Here is a 15,457-nt window from a genome sequence, read left to right as displayed (position 1 = left end):
GTGGTCAGGTCACGGGAAGATCTGATCCGGTGATAGACTTACATCCGGCTTCTGTTCGATCAGAGCCTGTACCCTAGCGCAAATCGGCGCAGGCCGCCTATGTTGCTTGCCCAGTCGGACAATCTCACCTTGCAGACTGTCGATTTCCGTCACGCGCCCCGCCATGAGATCATAGGCCATCGACGTGCGCGCGCTTGGGTCGATGGTCAGCATGCGCGCGGCGATCCGAGTGAACAATGGCGTAGGAAGGCGTAGGATATGCGGCGTCATCCAAGCGGGCAAAGGCGTGGTTGATGCGACAGGGTGGCCTGCGGCCTGAATTACCCTCAAAGCCTCGGCCATCTGGTCGGCCATCAGGCGACGCCACCTGCGATCCAGCAATTGATCCTTCAACGTCAGCCCCGACAACGCGTTCAGTGCGTTGTTCAGGTTGATGATCAGCTTACCCCATTGCACAGATTCGATGTCGTCGCTTTCGATCACCGGCAGGTTGGGCGAGCTGAGCACTTTCCCCAGATTGCCGGGGCCGGACTGGATCACGATATCGCCGGAAGTCGCGCGGTGAAAGCTCGCGGGCTGGGGCGGCACGACGTTGAAGGGCACCATTCCCGCGCGAACGTCATGATCCGGAAGCGCCGCCCGCAGCACCCGGGCGTTTTCCATCCCGTTCTGCCAGGACAACACCGGCGCAGAGACCGGGGCGAACCGCGCGATCTGTTCTGCCATATCCGCCATGGCCGCGGCCTTGACGGCCACGATCACCAACTCTGCGTCTTTCAGGCAATCGGGGGTTTCGGACATCGTCAGCGTCTCGGCCGCCACATGAAGGTGCAGGCCGGAAAAATCAGTGACGGTCAGGCCCTCCTCACGGATTGGGTCCAGAATGCGTGGGCGACCCAACAGCGTGACCGAGTGACCGGCATCAGCCAAAAAGGCTCCGCAATAACATCCAATGCTGCCCGCGCCTGCGATTATGATCTTCATGGCGACCCTCCCGTTGAGGCGAGGATTGCCGGTATCGCAAGTTCGGACAAGGCCCCCTGACGTCTGGTTAACGCGCCCGTCTTGGGCTGGTGCGCTCCAACTCGTCTGAAATCGGAATGAACTCCTGATCATCGCCGGGGGGCAGGTGGAAGGCACCGTTGGCCCAATCGGCGGCTTTCCATTCGCGGGTGGCGTTTTCGATTTTTTCCTTCGAAGAGGACACGAAATTCCACCAGATATAGCGATCCTCATTCAATGTGGCTCCGCCCAGCAGCATCAACCGCGCGCCAAACGGACCCGCCTTGACCGAAAGGCGATCGCCCGGGCGGAACACCATCATGCGACCTTCCTCGAACGTGTCGCCCGCAATCTCAACCGATCCCTGAATGACATAAACCCCGCGATCTTCGTGGTCGTCGGGCAATGGAAAGGCGGCGCCGGGTTCAAGTTGCACGTCCAGATAGAAGGTTTCCGACAGCATCGTCACCGGGCTGGTTTCGCCATAAGCCGAACCAAGGATTAGCCGGGCACTGACGCCATTGTCCTTGATATGCGGCAGCGCGCCCTGCTTGTGGTGCTCAAAATCCGGGGCCATGTCCTCGTACACCTCAGGCAGTGCAATCCAGGTCTGAACACCGAACAGGCTGTGCCGCTTAGCCCGCGTTTCTTCACTGGTACGTTCCGAATGGGTCACGCCGCGGCCAGCCACCATCCAGTTCACTTCACCTGGATAGATCATCTGATGGGTGCCAAGGCTGTCGCGATGCTCAAACTCGCCCTGATACAGGTAGGTCACTGTACCCAAACCGATATGAGGGTGCGGCCGCACGTCGATGCCACCGTCGGTGATGAACTCGGCGGGGCCCACCTGATCGAAAAAGATGAACGGGCCGACCAGTTGCCGTTTGAGCGAGGGCAACGCGCGCCGCACTTCGAAACCGCCCAGATCGCGGGCACGAGGGATGATCAGTGTCTCCAGAGGCGAATTCTCGGGGTTTTGGGTAGGATTCCAACTCATGCCTGCTCTCCCGCGATCAGTTCATTTGGTTCACTGATGTAGGTTATGCTTGGCATACTCGCCTTTCAATTTGCAGAAACGCACAGAACGGGTGCGGACCCGGACCATACATCAGGCACGGCGCGGCCAAAGCTGCGGGAAAAACGCCCCATCAATTCGATCACCTTCGCGATATCCTTCGGCTTCGAACTGCGCCCGTTCATCTTTGGCCCAATCCCCCCGATACCGGATCCTGCCATCCGGAGCGGTCATCCGCAGCGTAAACCGGCGTACCGTTTCCGTTGGGGTGACTGATGACAGCCCACCGTGCAAGGTGCGCATGTCGAAGAAGATGCAGTCGCCCAGATTCATATCCCATTGTAAAAGATCGAATGCACCCGGATCGGCATTGACGTCAGGCGGCGGGTGATAGGTCAACCCTGCAACCTCGGTGGGTTCGTAGCTGGGATGCCCGTCGGCGAACCTGACCCGCATGAACAGTTTGTCCCACAGATGCGAGCCTTTGACGAAGGCGATACCGTTTTCTTTGGTAACCGGCTCAAGCGGCAACCACAGGACGCACATCGTGCCTTCGAAGTCGAAATAGGACAGGTCCTGATGAAACGGTGGACGCGAAGTTGATCCAGCCTCGCGCAGGAACCAGTTGTCCATGACAAGATTGATCGATGGTGCACCCAGCAACTGTGCGGCAAGCGGGGCACAAGGTGAGTTGTGAACGAATTGCGTGAATTGCGGGATTTTATTCCAAGCCCAGTAGTCCTCGAAATAGGCAGGTGCGCGAGGGTCCTTGGTATGGCGGGTGAAATTATCGGTTGGGCGGGCCAAATCCGCGTTGATACCGTCTCGCAAAAGTGCCAGCCAATCCTCTGAGAACCTGGAGCGCAGCACAACCGCACCGTCGCGCTTGAACGCCTTGATTTCTTCGTCTGAGACACCGTCTTCGACAATCATAGTGCAGGACTCCCCGAACTGACGGATTTCAGGATGGCACCTGCGCGGGGGCACGGTCAAAGGAATTCACAATTTGTCACCCCCGCCGCGCGACCCCTCGGAAACTGAAACAATCGTGCTATCTTTCGGCTGAAAGGATGCCCGGCATTGTCGAGGCGTGGTGAAACACTTGAAAAGAGAGGTTTGCATGCCTGGTCTTACGTTCTCTCGTCGTTCTTTGGTTTTGGCGTCTTGGGCTGTTCTGGCAACGGGTGCGACAGGCTTTTTGGTGCCCGCGCGCGCAAGTGGCGTGGCCCCCACCGCATCCATGCGCGGAGGGTCCAACAATTACCGTCCCGGCGCGCCCATCGTTGACCGGATTGGCGGCGGCGGGTTCTGGATGACCGGAACAGTGCGACGCGCCGGGGACGGTGCCCCCCTGCCCGGTCAGCGCATCCAGATCTGGGCGCATACGACAGAAGGCCATGAACGCGATCCGCAGAGCCACGGCGCAACTCTGACCGATGCCAATGGCGAGTTCCGACTGGAGATGCCGCAGATCGTACCCGCCTTTGGCCAGCCACACGGCCATCTAGCTTATGACAGTGGTGAATTCGAAACGGTTTTCCTACGCCCAATTATGGGCAGCTCCAAGGACAAAACCTTGGCCGCTCATTTCGTTCTGCAGCCTGCCTAACGACAGTGCGTCGAAGCCTAGTAATCTGGACTTTTGTGATCCTTGCCATGACCGTGCCGATTATCGCGGCTGCGGCGAGCCCTCAGCTGGCATGGCGTGAACCGATCTACATCACGGCCGGATTTGCCGGTGTTATTTCAATGTGCCTGCTGTTGATGCAGCCGCTACTTGCGGGCCGTTTGTTGCCAGGGCTGACCCCGGTTGCCAGCCGCCATTGGCATAGGTGGTGTGGGCTGGCATTAGTTACAGCCATTCTGATCCATGTCGGTGGTTTGTGGGTCACCAGCCCGCCCGACGTTATTGACGCTCTGTTATTTGTTTCACCGACACCGTTTTCGGCTTGGGGTGTGATTGCGATGTGGGTCGCGTTCGGAGCCGCGTTTCTGGGTCTTTTTCGCAAGCGCCTTGGCTTAAGGTTTCGCGTCTGGAGGTTGGGGCATGCGAGCCTTGCGATCATCACCATTATTGGCAGCGTCGTACATGCCCTGATGATTGAAGGTACCATGGAGGTCATGACCAAGTGGGTATTGTGCGGTCTGGTCGTGTTGGCGAGCGTCGCGACGCTCGCCAAATTGCGGATTTGGGATATCAGGCGACCCACCTGAAAACACAGGATCGATGACAACCGGACACTGGCTATGGCCCGGCCAACCGTTTCGCGTAGGAAGCGCGGTTCATCTGAACGTCTTGCACTGTGATGCTGCCAACCTCGGGCAAGGCCGCCGACAGAACCTCTAATATGGCTACGGTAAGCTCAGAGCGCGTCGCCTCGTCACGACCCTGCATCAGCAGAAGCGTGGCGTGGACAAAGCTCTGGGGATCAGTGCCGATACGGTAGTATTCTACCGGAATGGCGCGGATTTTTATCGTTTCAGCGTCGAGTTCACGATGTTCAGCCAGCAAGGCAAATAGCTGATCGCAAATTGCCTGAACATCATGGACCTGCTCTATGCCTTTCGAAAACTCCAGTGTGACATGAGGCATGGTGGGCTCCGTTCAGACGCCCAGACACCAGCGCATCACGGCCTTTTGCGCGTGCAGGCGGTTTTCGGCCTCATCGAAGATGACCGAGTTGGGGCCGTCCATCACTTCGGATGTCGCTTCTTCTTCGCGGTGGGCAGGCAAGCAGTGCATGAACAGCGCGTCCGGTTTTGCATGTGACATCAGCTCGGCGTTGACCTGATAAGGGCGCAGCATGTTGTGGCGACGTTCCTTGGCGGACTGGGAATCGTGCATTGAAACCCAGGTATCAGCGACCACCAGATCGGCACCCTCAACCGCTTTATACGGGTCTCGTTCGACCACGATTTTCGAGCCCTTTTGACGGGCAAGCCCCATGAACTCTTCTTCCGGATCAAGCTGGGCCGGGCCGGTGAAGGTGAAATCAAACCCGAACTGACCCGCAGCATGTAGGAACGAGGCGCAAACATTGTTGCCGTCGCCGGTCCAGACTACTTTCTTGCCCGCAATCGGACCGCGGTGTTCCTCAAACGTCAGCACATCCGCCATGATCTGGCAGGGATGGGTGCGGTCAGTCAGGCCGTTAATGACTGGCACGTCCGAGTATTCAGACATCTCGGTCAGAATGGTCTCATCGAAGGTCCGGATCATGATCATGTCGACATAGCGCGACAGGACGCGGGCGGTGTCAGCGATGGTTTCGCCGTGGCCCAACTGCATGTCTTTGCCCGACAGCACCATGGTCTGCCCGCCCATCTGGCGCACGCCCACGTCAAATGACACCCGCGTTCTGGTGGATGGTTTTTCGAAGATCAGCGCGACCATGCGGTCTTTCAGAGGCTGTTCGTCATCAAGTGCTGCCTTTGGGCGGCCCAGGCGCGCCTGTTTCATAGCGCCCGCCTGATCAATCATGGTCCGCAGATCGCCCGCGTCGGTTTTATGGATATCGAGGAAATGGTTCATTTCAGTTCACTTTTCATTCGGGTGTGTCTTAGGCCGAGGTCATTGACTCTTCGACCTGCGCAGCGGCTTTGTCGAGGCGGATCACGGCTTGGGCGATGTCATCCTCTGTCAATGTCAGCGGCGGAAGCAGGCGGATCACGTTATCGGCTGCGGGGACGGTAATGACCTCATTATCATAGCCGGCGTTGACCATGTCGATATTGGGCGCTTTGCACTTCAGGCCTAGCATCAGTCCTGTTCCGCGCACTTCTTCGAAAACCTCCGGGTGCTCGGCGATTAGCCCTTCGAGCTTCTGGCGCAGCATCCCGGCCTTGCGGTTGACGCCCTCTAGGAATGCAGGCGTTGCCACCTGATCAATAACGGCGCAGCCCACGGCACAGCCCAGCGGGTTGCCGCCATAGGTAGAGCCATGCGTGCCTGCCGTCATACCGCTGGCGGCGTCTTCCGTGGCGAGAACCGCCCCTAGAGGGAAGCCACCGCCGATGCCTTTGGCGACCATCATGATGTCCGGTGTAATTCCAGCCCATTCATGGGCGAACAGCTTGCCGGTACGACCTACTCCACATTGCACCTCATCGAGGATCAAAAGCAGGCCGTTGTCATCGCAAATCTGGCGCAAGGCTTTGAGTTCCGCGTCTGGGACGGGACGGATGCCGCCCTCGCCCTGCACGGGTTCGATCATGATCGCGGCGGTTTTATCGGTGATCGCATTGGTGACACCATCGAGGTCGCCAAACGTGACATGAACAAAGCCCGGCAGCAGTGGACCGAAGCCCTTGGTCATCTTCTCAGACCCAGCAGCGGCAATACCAGCCGACGACCGGCCGTGGAACGAGCCATCAAAGGTGATGATCTCGACCCGTTCAGGCTGATCCTTGTCATAGAAATACTTGCGGGCCATCTTGACCGCCAGTTCGCAAGATTCTGTGCCCGAATTTGTGAAGAAAACTGTATCAGCAAAGGTGTGCTCGACCAGTTTGTCGGCCAGCGCCTGCTGCTGCGGGATGTGGTAGAGGTTTGAAACATGCCACAGCGCGTGCGCCTGCTCGGTCAGGGCATTGATCAGTGCGGGATGGGCATGGCCCAGCGCATTCACGGCGATCCCAGCGCCAAGGTCCAGAAAACGTCGGCCATCTGCCTCGGTCAGCCAGGCGCCTTCACCCTTCACGAAAGTCAGGGGCGCGCGGTTATAGGTCGGCAGAACGGACGGGATCATGGGATCATCCTTTTCAGGTAGTTTGAGCCTTGTGAGTGATACACTCGGGCTGTGTTCGTCAACTGATTTGGTGGAAATTGCGCCGATTTGAACAGCGCAAATAGATCAAAGAGGCCGGTTACGCGGCGAAGCGTCGGCGTCGGAGTCGCAGGATATGTGCGTTTTTGATCATAAGCCGCCGTATAGCGCTGCCCGAAGCATCTGAAAACCCTGAAATTGGCAACCAGCGAAAATACTTGGCGCGACGCATTTGCCGCTTGCCATTTGACATGCGCTGACGCACCGCTGACATATGTTTGTCGCCAAAGCCCACAATCCGCCTCTTGCGGCCGTGCTGATCACCGCCGCCAGTGCATTGCTGGCCGGGACCACCCTGCTGGCCAAAGCCTTGGGGACGGACACGTTGGGTCCCGCGCTGCATCCAATGCAGATCAGCCATGGGCGGTTTCTGTTTGCCTTTATCGTGATCGTCACCGCCGTAGGCGTGATGCGGCCCCGCTGGCAACGTCCGCATTGGGGGCTGCATATTGGGCGTACAAGTTTCGGCTGGGTCGGTATTACGCTGATGTTCGCCTCGGTGGCATTCATCCCGATCGCGGATGCGACGGCGATTTCCTTTCTGAACCCGGTCTTTGCAATGGTGTTGGCAATCCCGCTGCTGAAAGAAGGCGTCGGCCCTTGGCGCTGGCTGGCGGCAGCGGTGGCGCTGGCTGGGGCGCTGATACTGTTGCGCCCGACACCCGATAGCTTTCAGCCAGCAGCTCTGTTGGCACTGACCGCAGCCGCAGTCATCGGGATGGAGCTGATATTCATCAAGAAACTCTCGGGTCGAGAAATCCCGATCCAGATTTTGCTGATCAACAACGCAATGGGCCTGACGATTGCCTCTGTCGCGGTGAGCTTTGTTTTTCAGATGCCAACTCTAGAACAATGGGCAGCGCTGGCGGGTATCGGCGCGCTGATGGCCTGCGCGCAGGCGTGTTTTGTGAACGGCATGGCCCGGGCAGACGCCTCATTTGTTGCCCCAATCAGCTATGCGACGCTGATTTTTGCCGCTTTCTACGATTTCGCGATATTCGGCGTGATTCCGGACGGGATCAGCATGATCGGCTCGGCCATAATTCTGACTGGCGGACTTATTCTTGTCTGGCGTGAAGCGCGGGCGCGGCAGGCCTGAAACTCTAAAAAGTTTTCCTGACATGGCCCGGGGGCGACCTGCATGTCGCAAACCCCGAAGAATGCGGATTTATCCGGCGCAATGTGGTCTCAGTTGATTTGAGAGTTTACCCATGCACGAACGCCGTATCCCCGAATGGGTGCGCCATGCCCCAGCACCGTCAGTCCGCGACTTTGGTATCCTTGCCGGGTTCGAGGCGATTGTCCGCGGCATTCTGATATCGGTCTTTCCACTGGCCATGTATCGGGCGCTGGGTGATGCGTCTTCGGTATCGTTCCTGTATTTTCTGGTCGGCGTTATCTCGTTGATTGCGGGGCTGATGGTGCCGTTCCTGATCCGCTTCATACCGCGCAGATGGGCATATACAGTGGGTTGCCTCATGTTCATCGGCAGCGCCCTACTTGCAATTGAGGGCAGCCCTGTGGCGGTGGTTGGCGCCTTGGCCCTGAACACAATCGCGACAGTTGTAACATTCATTTGTTTCAACGCCTACGTTCTGGATTACATCAGCAAAATCGAGCTGGGCAAATGTGAGACCAGCCGCATGTTTTATAGCGCGCTGGGCTGGGCAGGCGGACCGATGGCCGGCGTCTTACTGCTGGAGGTCTGGGCCCCTGCGCCCTTTGTCATCAGCGCCTTGGCAGGTGCGGTCATGCTGATCCAGTTCTGGCGCATGCGGTTGGGCAATGGCAAGTTGATCACCAAGGCGCGAGGCACCGCAAAAAACCCGCTGGCCTTTTTGCCGCGCTTCTTTGCCCAGCCCCGTCTGGTCGCGGGATATCTCTTCGCCATGATCCGATCCTGCGGATGGTGGATCTACGTGGTGTACCTACCCATTTTCGCCATTCAAAACGGGCTGGGTGAGCAACTGGGCGGCATCCTTCTGTCCACCACCAACGCGATGCTGTTCGCAGCTCCGCTTATTCTGCGCTGGGTGCAGGGGCGTTCGATTCGGACGGCTGTCCGCGTGGGTTTTGCTGCCTGCGGAACATGCTTTGTCACCGCTGGGGCAATCGCAGGTTGGCCGGTCGCGGCGGTTGCGGCGTTGGTTCTTGGGTCCATCTGGCTGATCGTTCTGGACATTTGCGCAGGGCTGCCTTTCCTCATGGCCGTGAAACCGTCCGAGCGCACCGAAATGTCAGCGATTTATTCAAGCTACCGCGACGTCTCCGGCATTCTGACACCCGGAGTTGCATCACTGGTCCTTCTGATCTCACCCGTCGCCGGGGTTTTTGCAGTCGGAGGTTTGGCGCTGTTCGGGGCCTGGGCCGTGGCCGCAAATCTGCACCCGCGACTGGGAAAGCCCAGAATGACCTTTCAGCCCGGCTCCTTAGCCGAGACAGGTTAAGCCTTTAGGCGATACCCCGTCCGCAACATCTGCCAGGTCAACGCGCCGACCAGCAGCGTGGCGCCGGTGCAAACGGCAATTCCCAACCAGGGTGAGCTGTCGGACACGCCGATCATCCCATAGCGCAGGCCGTCGATCAGATAGAAAACCGGGTTCACATGACTCAGGCGGTTCAGGATCGGAGGCAGCGCCTGGACCGAATAAAACGTACCCGACAGGAATGCCAATGGTGTCACGATGAAGTTCGTGATGGCCGCCATCTGATCGAACTTGTTGGCAAAAATCCCGGCGAACAGGCCCAAAGCCCCCATGAAAGCGCCGCCCAGAACAACGAAGATCAGGGCAAACAACAGATTCTGCGGGTAAATTCCCAAAACCAGCGCAAGTGCCACCGCAACCACACATGCGATCAGAACACCACGCGCGACCCCACCTGCCAGATAGCCCAGCAGTATCTCAAGCGGGGACAAAGGTGGCATCAACGTATCGACGATGTTTCCCTGCACTTTGGCGATCACCATCGACGAAGAAGTGTTGGCGAACGCATTCTGGATCACGGTCATCATCATAATGCCGGACGCCAGAAAGGTCAGGAACGGCACCCCCATCACATCCGGACGCCCCGGACCGATGGCGATATTGAAGATCAGCAGGAACAGCCCGGCCGTCACAAGCGGCGCCAACAGGGTTTGAGTCCAGACCGCCAGAAACCGCAGTGTTTCACGCTGGGCCAACGTGTAAAGCCCCATCCAGTTTACTGTTCCGAAACGCCGTTCGCGCTGATCTGCGGAAATCTGCATCACCTGCCCTCATCCTGATTCGAGAACCGCTTGTAACTCGGCTCGCAGTGATTAAAATAGGGGGCTGAGACGAATTCCCAAGGCGGCCCGAATCCGGGGCCGCTTTCCGCTTTTGAAAGGCAAATGATGTCCTGGACTGACGAGCGTGTAGAACTGCTGAAAAAAATGTGGGGCGAGGGCCAGTCGGCCAGCCAGATCGCCAAGGAACTGGGCGGCGTAACCCGCAATGCGGTGATCGGCAAGGTGCACCGTCTGGGCCTGTCGAACCGCGCAACCGGTGCCTCTCCGGCCAAATCCGAACCTAAAGACAAACCGGCACCCGCGCCCAAGGCCGAGGCCAAGCCAAGGCCCGCGCCTAAGACCGAACCGGCGCGCCCAACGCCGGCACCTGCAGCCGAGACAAAACCGGCCGTTCCTGCGCGCCGCCAGATCATACCGGCGGGTCAGCCACTGCCGCCGCAGCCTTCGGCCAACGAAATCAGCCCCGAGGCGCTGGCCAAGGTCAACGAGATCGAGAAGAAGGCCAAGAAGCTGACGCTGATGGAACTGACCGAGAAGACCTGCAAATGGCCCGTTGGCGACCCCGCGACCGAGGATTTCTGGTTCTGCGGCCTGCCGGTTGAAGCGGGTAAACCTTATTGCGAAGCGCATGTTGGCGTAGCCTTCCAACCAATGAGCTCGCGTCGCGACCGCCGGCGGTAAACTCTTAGGCGTGCGCGCTGGTCTCTTGGTGTGACACGGGCGACTTGTTTTCTTAACTGACCACCCATCGAAAGGCGGGTGGTCAGTCATTTTTTGACCAGAGAGATTCTGCTATTCCACCAAGATTGAGTTACAAAGTCCTGTTCTTCGCCTATGCTGTGCTGATCTTTATTGCCTACATGCAGCCGTTAGATCCGCAATTGTTCGAACCAAACACGGACAGAAAAGCCCTCTTATTGTTCATTCAAGGCTTGTTTCTGCTCGTTTGGCTCATCCCAGCCGCACCCATGTGCATTGGCGGGCTTGCCTTGCTGGGGATGTGTCCAATCCCGCGTCTTCTAGCAGAATTCCTGGCGATCTCGTCAGTTGTGATTGGACTACTGCTGACACTGGGATCCGGCGTGCTCGCCTTATTTTCGGACACTCAGCTATTACATGGGATCAGCTTAACGATCGCGATTGCATCGAGCTTTCTCATTTGGTCGGGTCGTGATGGGAAACCAAATCCATCACGGACTGCAAAAATCGGGATATCGATCTCGACTCTGATCGCGCTCTGGTCCCTGCTGACGATTCCGATGCTCTTGTTTCAAGCACGGTTGATCGCGGACGGTTCACCCTATTGCATCGCCGAGCATTCAGAGAATTCTCCGATCGAAACCCTGCACGTGCTACGTGGATTCTCATTCTACACAACAAAAACCGGGTACAAATTGACGTCTGAATGGTACTTTCACGGTTTGATGATCGTAGATCATCCGGACGATCAAAGGGTTTACAATTGGTCTCCAAGGCATTGGCGTTTCGATCTTGTAGAACGCCCGGACGCACTGATCGAACCGGTCAGAAACGCCTGCGTTGCTAAGTAAGTTCTACTGCGCAGGATGTGACGGCAAATCCGGCATCGGCACCCAACGTGGCAATTCATCCGGCGAGACCGAGACATGGAGCTTCTCTGACCGGTCGCGGCCCACCTTCCGATGCTTCCGCAGCAGGAAAATCTTGCCCCAGCCACGCCAAGTTCCAACGGAACGGGCGGAGGTATCCGTCGGGAACCGCTCACGCCAGCCTTCGGGTAGCGGCAGACCATGAAGTTCTGCCTTATCCAGCATCCAGACCAGAGAAATGTTGCTGAGGGGACGGGCCTCTTCAAAGCCGTTCAACTGGCCACCCACATCGCCGTGAGTGCCGCGGAACCAAACTTGTTCGACATGGCCTTTGAATTCGGGGGTACATTTCCACAAGACCGGCTCAAACACTTCGCGAGTCTCGTCCAGTGCCATTGCATGGTACCCGTGGCGCGTCGCCGGTCCAAGCTGGTGGGTGTGAAAGGCGTGACGCTCTTCGGCCCAGCGCCACAGCAGCGGCAGACGCATGCCCAGCGCTTTGACCGTATCCCAGACGCCAACCATCTCAATCGCCACATCTTCGTGACAGAATTGCCTCCGGAACTCGGCCGCAGCCGACCCGCTGGCATTGCATTCATAGTGCCGATAGGCCTGTTTGATGTTGCGCACAGTGGCATGTTCGGCCTTGAGCAGACCGATCATGTCAATCACACCAGCCAAGCTGCGCACACCGTAAGCGCCGCGTGAATAGCCGATGAAATAGATACGGTCGCCGGGTTTGTAGCGTGAAGCGAGATAGCCATATGCGCGGCGGATCTGGCGGTTGATGCCCCGCCCCATCATCACGTCTAGCGAGGACTTCCAGTTTTCCCATTGCACACCAGATTCGTAAAAGACGGACACTTTACTGCCCATTTCGCGGCACAGTCGCAGGGTCTGGCCCGCATGGGTTTCATAGCCCGGCTCCAACGTCGACATGGTGCCGTCCAAGATAATCACGTGGCTGACGGGCTCGCGGTGAAGCGCCTCGGCGGAATGCTCGGACCGTAAGGGCCGTCCGAGCCATCCCAGTACCTTTCTACTCAGCCGCGACAGAACCATGCGTCAACAATTCCCATACTTTATGAGGTGTGAAAGGCATGTCCGCCTGCCGCACCCCGTAATCCCAGAGCGCATCCTGAACCGCGTTTGCCACCGCGGCCAGCGCGCCGACGGTGCCGGCCTCTCCGCATCCTTTCATCCCCATCGGGTTGGAAGTTGACGGAACCGGCGCCGAGGTAAACTTAATCATGGGTATCTCGGCCGCGCGGGGCAAGGCGTAATCCATCAACGAAGCCGTGAGCAGTTGCCCCTGCGCATCATGCACAACGTGTTCCGTCAGCGCCTGACCAATGCCCTGCACCACCCCGCCATGCACTTGCCCCTCGGCCAGCATCGGGTTGATAAGGTTACCGAAATCATCAACGATAGTATAACGATCCACCCAGGTTTCACCGGTGTAAGAATCGATCACGACTTCGGCAACATGCGCGCCATTGGGATAACTCCGCGCATCCAGATTGGCGCGGGCCTCGTGACTCAGCAGGTCGGCGCGCCCATCCGCGCGGGCCATCTCCGCAGCCTCGGTGAGCGTCGGCGTCAGGTTTGATCCCGGTGCGCGGAAGGTTTCATGGTCGAAACGCACATCACTTTCCTCCACCCCCATCTTATCCGCCAGATACGGCGTGAATGCGGCGATCATGACGTCAATTGTCGCCAGCGTGGCCGTACTTTGCACCGTGACTGAACGTGACCCGCCAGTCCCGCCACCATGTGGCAACTGATCGCTGTCACCCTGGACCACATTGATCTGATCCATCGGAACTCCGGTCTGGTCTGACAGGAATTGCGCATAGACCGTCTCATGCCCCTGCCCGTTCGATTGGGTGCCGACATAAAGGTTCACCGTGCCATCCTCGCAGAACTCGACTTTCGCGTTTTCCGAAGGGTCACCCAAAATGCTTTCGATATAGTAACACAAGCCCCGCCCCCGGATCAGGCCACGTTCCGCATCTGCAGTTTTTCGCGTCGCGAATCCATGGGTCTGGGCATAAGCACGGGACAGGACCATATCGAAATCACCTACGTCATAGATTTCGCCGGTCGCGGTTTTGTAGGGGAAGTTTTCCGGCAGGATGAAATTCCTGCGGCGCAACTCCCAAGGATCGACGCCCAGTTGGCGCGCGGCGCGATCCATGACACGTTCCAGAACATAGATCGCCTCGGGGCGCCCTGCCCCCCGATAGGCGTCGACTTGCGTGGTGTTGGTATAGAAGCCCTCAACCCGCAGATACGTCGTTTGAACGTCGTAAACCCCCATCAACACCTTGCTGAAAAGACTGGTCTGGATCGCTTGCCCGAAATGACTGCTATACGCACCCAGGTTTACCTTGCTGTGCACACGGTAGGCCGTGATTTTCAGGTCCTCGTCAAAGGCAAGCTCAGCCAAAGAGGTCAGGTCGCGACCGTGATGATCCGACAGCATCGCCTCGGATCGGTCAGACATCCAATGAACAGGCTGCCCGAGTTTCATCGCAGCAACTGAGACGCAAAAATACTCAGGATATGGCATGACTTTCATGCCGAACCCGCCGCCCACATCGGGGGTGGTAACACGGATCGCCTCGGGTTCCAGTTTTAGCTTTTGCGCCAACTGCCCCCGCATCGCCCAGACGCCTTGCCCACCATAGGCAAAGTGCAAACGTCCATCGACCCAATTGGCCTGACATCCCCGCGGCTCGATTGAGGTGATGATCACGCGGTTGTCGGCCACATCCAGCGAAACGGTATGCGCGGCAGCCTGAAAGGCGGCATCGGTCGCTGCTTCATCGCCCAACCCCCAATCAAAAGCACGATTGTCGGCGACCTGATCATGCAGTGGTTCGCCACCGGCTTCGACATCCAGTTTTGCCGGCAGATCATCTGTGTCCATCCAGATCATCTCAACCGCATCTCGCGCCTGCAATAGCGTGTCTGCGATCACGACAGCCACAGGTTCGCCGACAAATCGGACGCGGTCTTGGGCCAGCATATGCCTATCAGGCGCAAGGGCCTGAGAGCCATCGCGGTTCTGCACAGTTGCTGCATTCATCACAGTGTCGATCCCCGCCGCCATGAGATCATCCAGCGTCATGACAAGGCGCACCCCTTCCGCCTCACGCGCGGCATCCAGATCCAGCGCCGTGATCCGACCATGGGCAACCGGGCTGCGAAAAAAGGCCGCGAACAGAGCGCCTTCGGGTACATCATCGTCCATGTATCGTCCGTGCCCGGTCAGAAACCGCTGATCTTCTGTCCGTCTGACGGGCTGGCTTTTGCCGAACTTTTCCATGCGATGATCCTCCTGCGATGGCGACCGTAGCCCAGCCCAAGGCGATGTCCAGTCGAACAGACAGCTTCCCCGCGTCTTGCCAGTCATTTTTTGGTTAACCTACAGGTCATGACATGGGCACATGACAGCGTATTCCGTTCACCGCACTGCTGACTAGAGGCAGCGAAGCCACCCACGACGTATATGTCGGTGGCGACGCCCGCGCGGGCATGGCACGGAAGGGCCACGGCCTAGTCATGCGCTACGCCGATGACAAACTTGCCTCAAAAAGGCATATAGGCGCCCTGAAGGATGCTGTCGGTAATCATCTTGAGACGGTGGAATTTGACGGCAACGACCACTCATTGCTGACGCTGGATTTCCATGAACCGGCCTACCAGCGTGTTCAGGTCTACTTTCGCGCGCGCTTTGCCCAGGCCGGATAGCATACAACCCTTCCCCTTC

Annotated in this window: 16 protein-coding genes; 7 read left to right on the top strand and 9 right to left on the bottom strand. The window is 58.2% G+C overall.

The genetic code is table 11. From position 1 onward, the window contains the following. Positions 1 to 9 precede the first annotated feature (9 nt). From AC2FJF_RS14530 to AC2FJF_RS14520, 3 genes are all read right to left on the bottom strand, one after another. Entirely contained in the window at positions 10 to 984 is a 975-nt protein-coding gene (locus AC2FJF_RS14530; protein WP_496726040.1) for a 2-dehydropantoate 2-reductase, read from the bottom strand. Positions 985 to 1,051: 67 nt separating this feature from the next. Next, entirely contained in the window at positions 1,052 to 2,002 is a 951-nt protein-coding gene (locus AC2FJF_RS14525; protein WP_496726039.1) for a pirin family protein, read from the bottom strand. Between the two features lie 111 nt (positions 2,003 to 2,113). Continuing rightward, positions 2,114 to 2,953 carry a phytanoyl-CoA dioxygenase family protein gene (locus AC2FJF_RS14520; RefSeq protein WP_496726038.1) on the bottom strand — a complete coding sequence of 280 codons (840 nt, stop codon included), beginning with the start codon at positions 2,951 to 2,953 and terminating at the stop codon, positions 2,114 to 2,116. Between the two features lie 187 nt (positions 2,954 to 3,140). Here AC2FJF_RS14520 and AC2FJF_RS14515 point away from each other — a divergent pair, with 187 nt between their 5' ends. Both AC2FJF_RS14515 and AC2FJF_RS14510 read left to right on the top strand, forming a co-directional pair. After that, the gene (locus AC2FJF_RS14515; protein ID WP_496726037.1) at positions 3,141 to 3,629 is read left to right on the top strand and encodes a twin-arginine translocation pathway signal; all 489 of its coding nucleotides are present in this window, start codon (positions 3,141 to 3,143) and stop codon (positions 3,627 to 3,629) included. 47 nt (positions 3,630 to 3,676) lie between these two features. Next, entirely contained in the window at positions 3,677 to 4,234 is a 558-nt protein-coding gene (locus AC2FJF_RS14510; protein WP_496726036.1) for a ferric reductase-like transmembrane domain-containing protein, read from the top strand. Between the two features lie 31 nt (positions 4,235 to 4,265). Here the strand turns inward: AC2FJF_RS14510 and AC2FJF_RS14505 are convergent, their stop codons facing one another. Genes AC2FJF_RS14505 through AC2FJF_RS14495 form a run of 3 tightly spaced genes read right to left on the bottom strand, consistent with a single transcriptional unit; the run spans position 4,266 to position 6,768 of the window. Continuing rightward, positions 4,266 to 4,613 carry a 5-carboxymethyl-2-hydroxymuconate Delta-isomerase gene (locus AC2FJF_RS14505; RefSeq protein WP_496726035.1) on the bottom strand — a complete coding sequence of 116 codons (348 nt, stop codon included), beginning with the start codon at positions 4,611 to 4,613 and terminating at the stop codon, positions 4,266 to 4,268. Positions 4,614 to 4,625: 12 nt separating this feature from the next. Next, complete coding sequence (gene argF, locus AC2FJF_RS14500) at positions 4,626 to 5,552, bottom strand: ornithine carbamoyltransferase (protein WP_058272227.1); 927 nt, start codon at positions 5,550 to 5,552, stop codon at positions 4,626 to 4,628. A 28-nt stretch (positions 5,553 to 5,580) separates the two neighbouring features. After that, complete coding sequence (locus AC2FJF_RS14495; protein WP_496726034.1) at positions 5,581 to 6,768, bottom strand: aspartate aminotransferase family protein; 1,188 nt, start codon at positions 6,766 to 6,768, stop codon at positions 5,581 to 5,583. A 292-nt stretch (positions 6,769 to 7,060) separates the two neighbouring features. Here AC2FJF_RS14495 and AC2FJF_RS14490 point away from each other — a divergent pair, with 292 nt between their 5' ends. Together AC2FJF_RS14490 and AC2FJF_RS14485 are read left to right on the top strand one after the other, a co-directional pair. Then, positions 7,061 to 7,945 (top strand): DMT family transporter, encoded by an 885-nt coding sequence (locus AC2FJF_RS14490; protein ID WP_496726033.1) that lies wholly within the window; start codon positions 7,061 to 7,063, stop codon positions 7,943 to 7,945. 112 nt (positions 7,946 to 8,057) lie between these two features. Then, positions 8,058 to 9,293: an MFS transporter gene (locus AC2FJF_RS14485; protein WP_496726032.1), complete on the top strand. Its 1,236-nt coding sequence runs from the start codon at positions 8,058 to 8,060 to the stop codon at positions 9,291 to 9,293. On the opposite strand, the gene AC2FJF_RS14480 is transcribed toward AC2FJF_RS14485, so the two are convergent. Beyond that, entirely contained in the window at positions 9,290 to 10,093 is an 804-nt protein-coding gene (locus tag AC2FJF_RS14480) for an ABC transporter permease (RefSeq protein ID WP_496726031.1), read from the bottom strand. The genes AC2FJF_RS14485 and AC2FJF_RS14480 overlap by 4 nt on opposite strands. Positions 10,094 to 10,219: 126 nt before the next feature. On the opposite strand from AC2FJF_RS14480, the gene AC2FJF_RS14475 reads away from it, so the two are divergent. After that, the gene (locus AC2FJF_RS14475; RefSeq protein WP_058272305.1) at positions 10,220 to 10,795 is read left to right on the top strand and encodes a GcrA family cell cycle regulator; all 576 of its coding nucleotides are present in this window, start codon (positions 10,220 to 10,222) and stop codon (positions 10,793 to 10,795) included. Between the two features lie 158 nt (positions 10,796 to 10,953). Then, positions 10,954 to 11,664, top strand: a complete 711-nt coding sequence (locus AC2FJF_RS14470; RefSeq protein ID WP_496726030.1) for a hypothetical protein — start codon at positions 10,954 to 10,956, stop codon at positions 11,662 to 11,664. Between the two features lie 3 nt (positions 11,665 to 11,667). Here AC2FJF_RS14470 and AC2FJF_RS14465 read toward each other — a convergent pair whose 3' ends face one another. Further along, a complete protein-coding gene (locus tag AC2FJF_RS14465) occupies positions 11,668 to 12,744 on the bottom strand; it encodes a T6SS phospholipase effector Tle1-like catalytic domain-containing protein (protein ID WP_496726029.1) in 1,077 nt (358 codons plus the stop codon). Beyond that, on the bottom strand, positions 12,722 to 15,013 hold the full coding sequence (locus tag AC2FJF_RS14460) for a xanthine dehydrogenase family protein molybdopterin-binding subunit (protein ID WP_496726028.1): 2,292 nt from the start codon (positions 15,011 to 15,013) through the stop codon (positions 12,722 to 12,724). Before AC2FJF_RS14460 ends, AC2FJF_RS14465 begins: the two co-directional genes overlap by 23 nt. Before the next feature lie 236 nt (positions 15,014 to 15,249). Here AC2FJF_RS14460 and AC2FJF_RS14455 point away from each other — a divergent pair, with 236 nt between their 5' ends. Beyond that, entirely contained in the window at positions 15,250 to 15,438 is a 189-nt protein-coding gene (locus AC2FJF_RS14455) for a hypothetical protein (RefSeq protein WP_496726027.1), read from the top strand. Positions 15,439 to 15,457 lie beyond the last annotated feature (19 nt).

The sequence above is a fragment of the Ruegeria sp. CDSB013 genome, from assembly GCF_059611165.1.
The sequence above is the reverse complement of the archived record's forward strand: the minus strand, read 5'-3'. Positions and strand labels throughout refer to the sequence as shown.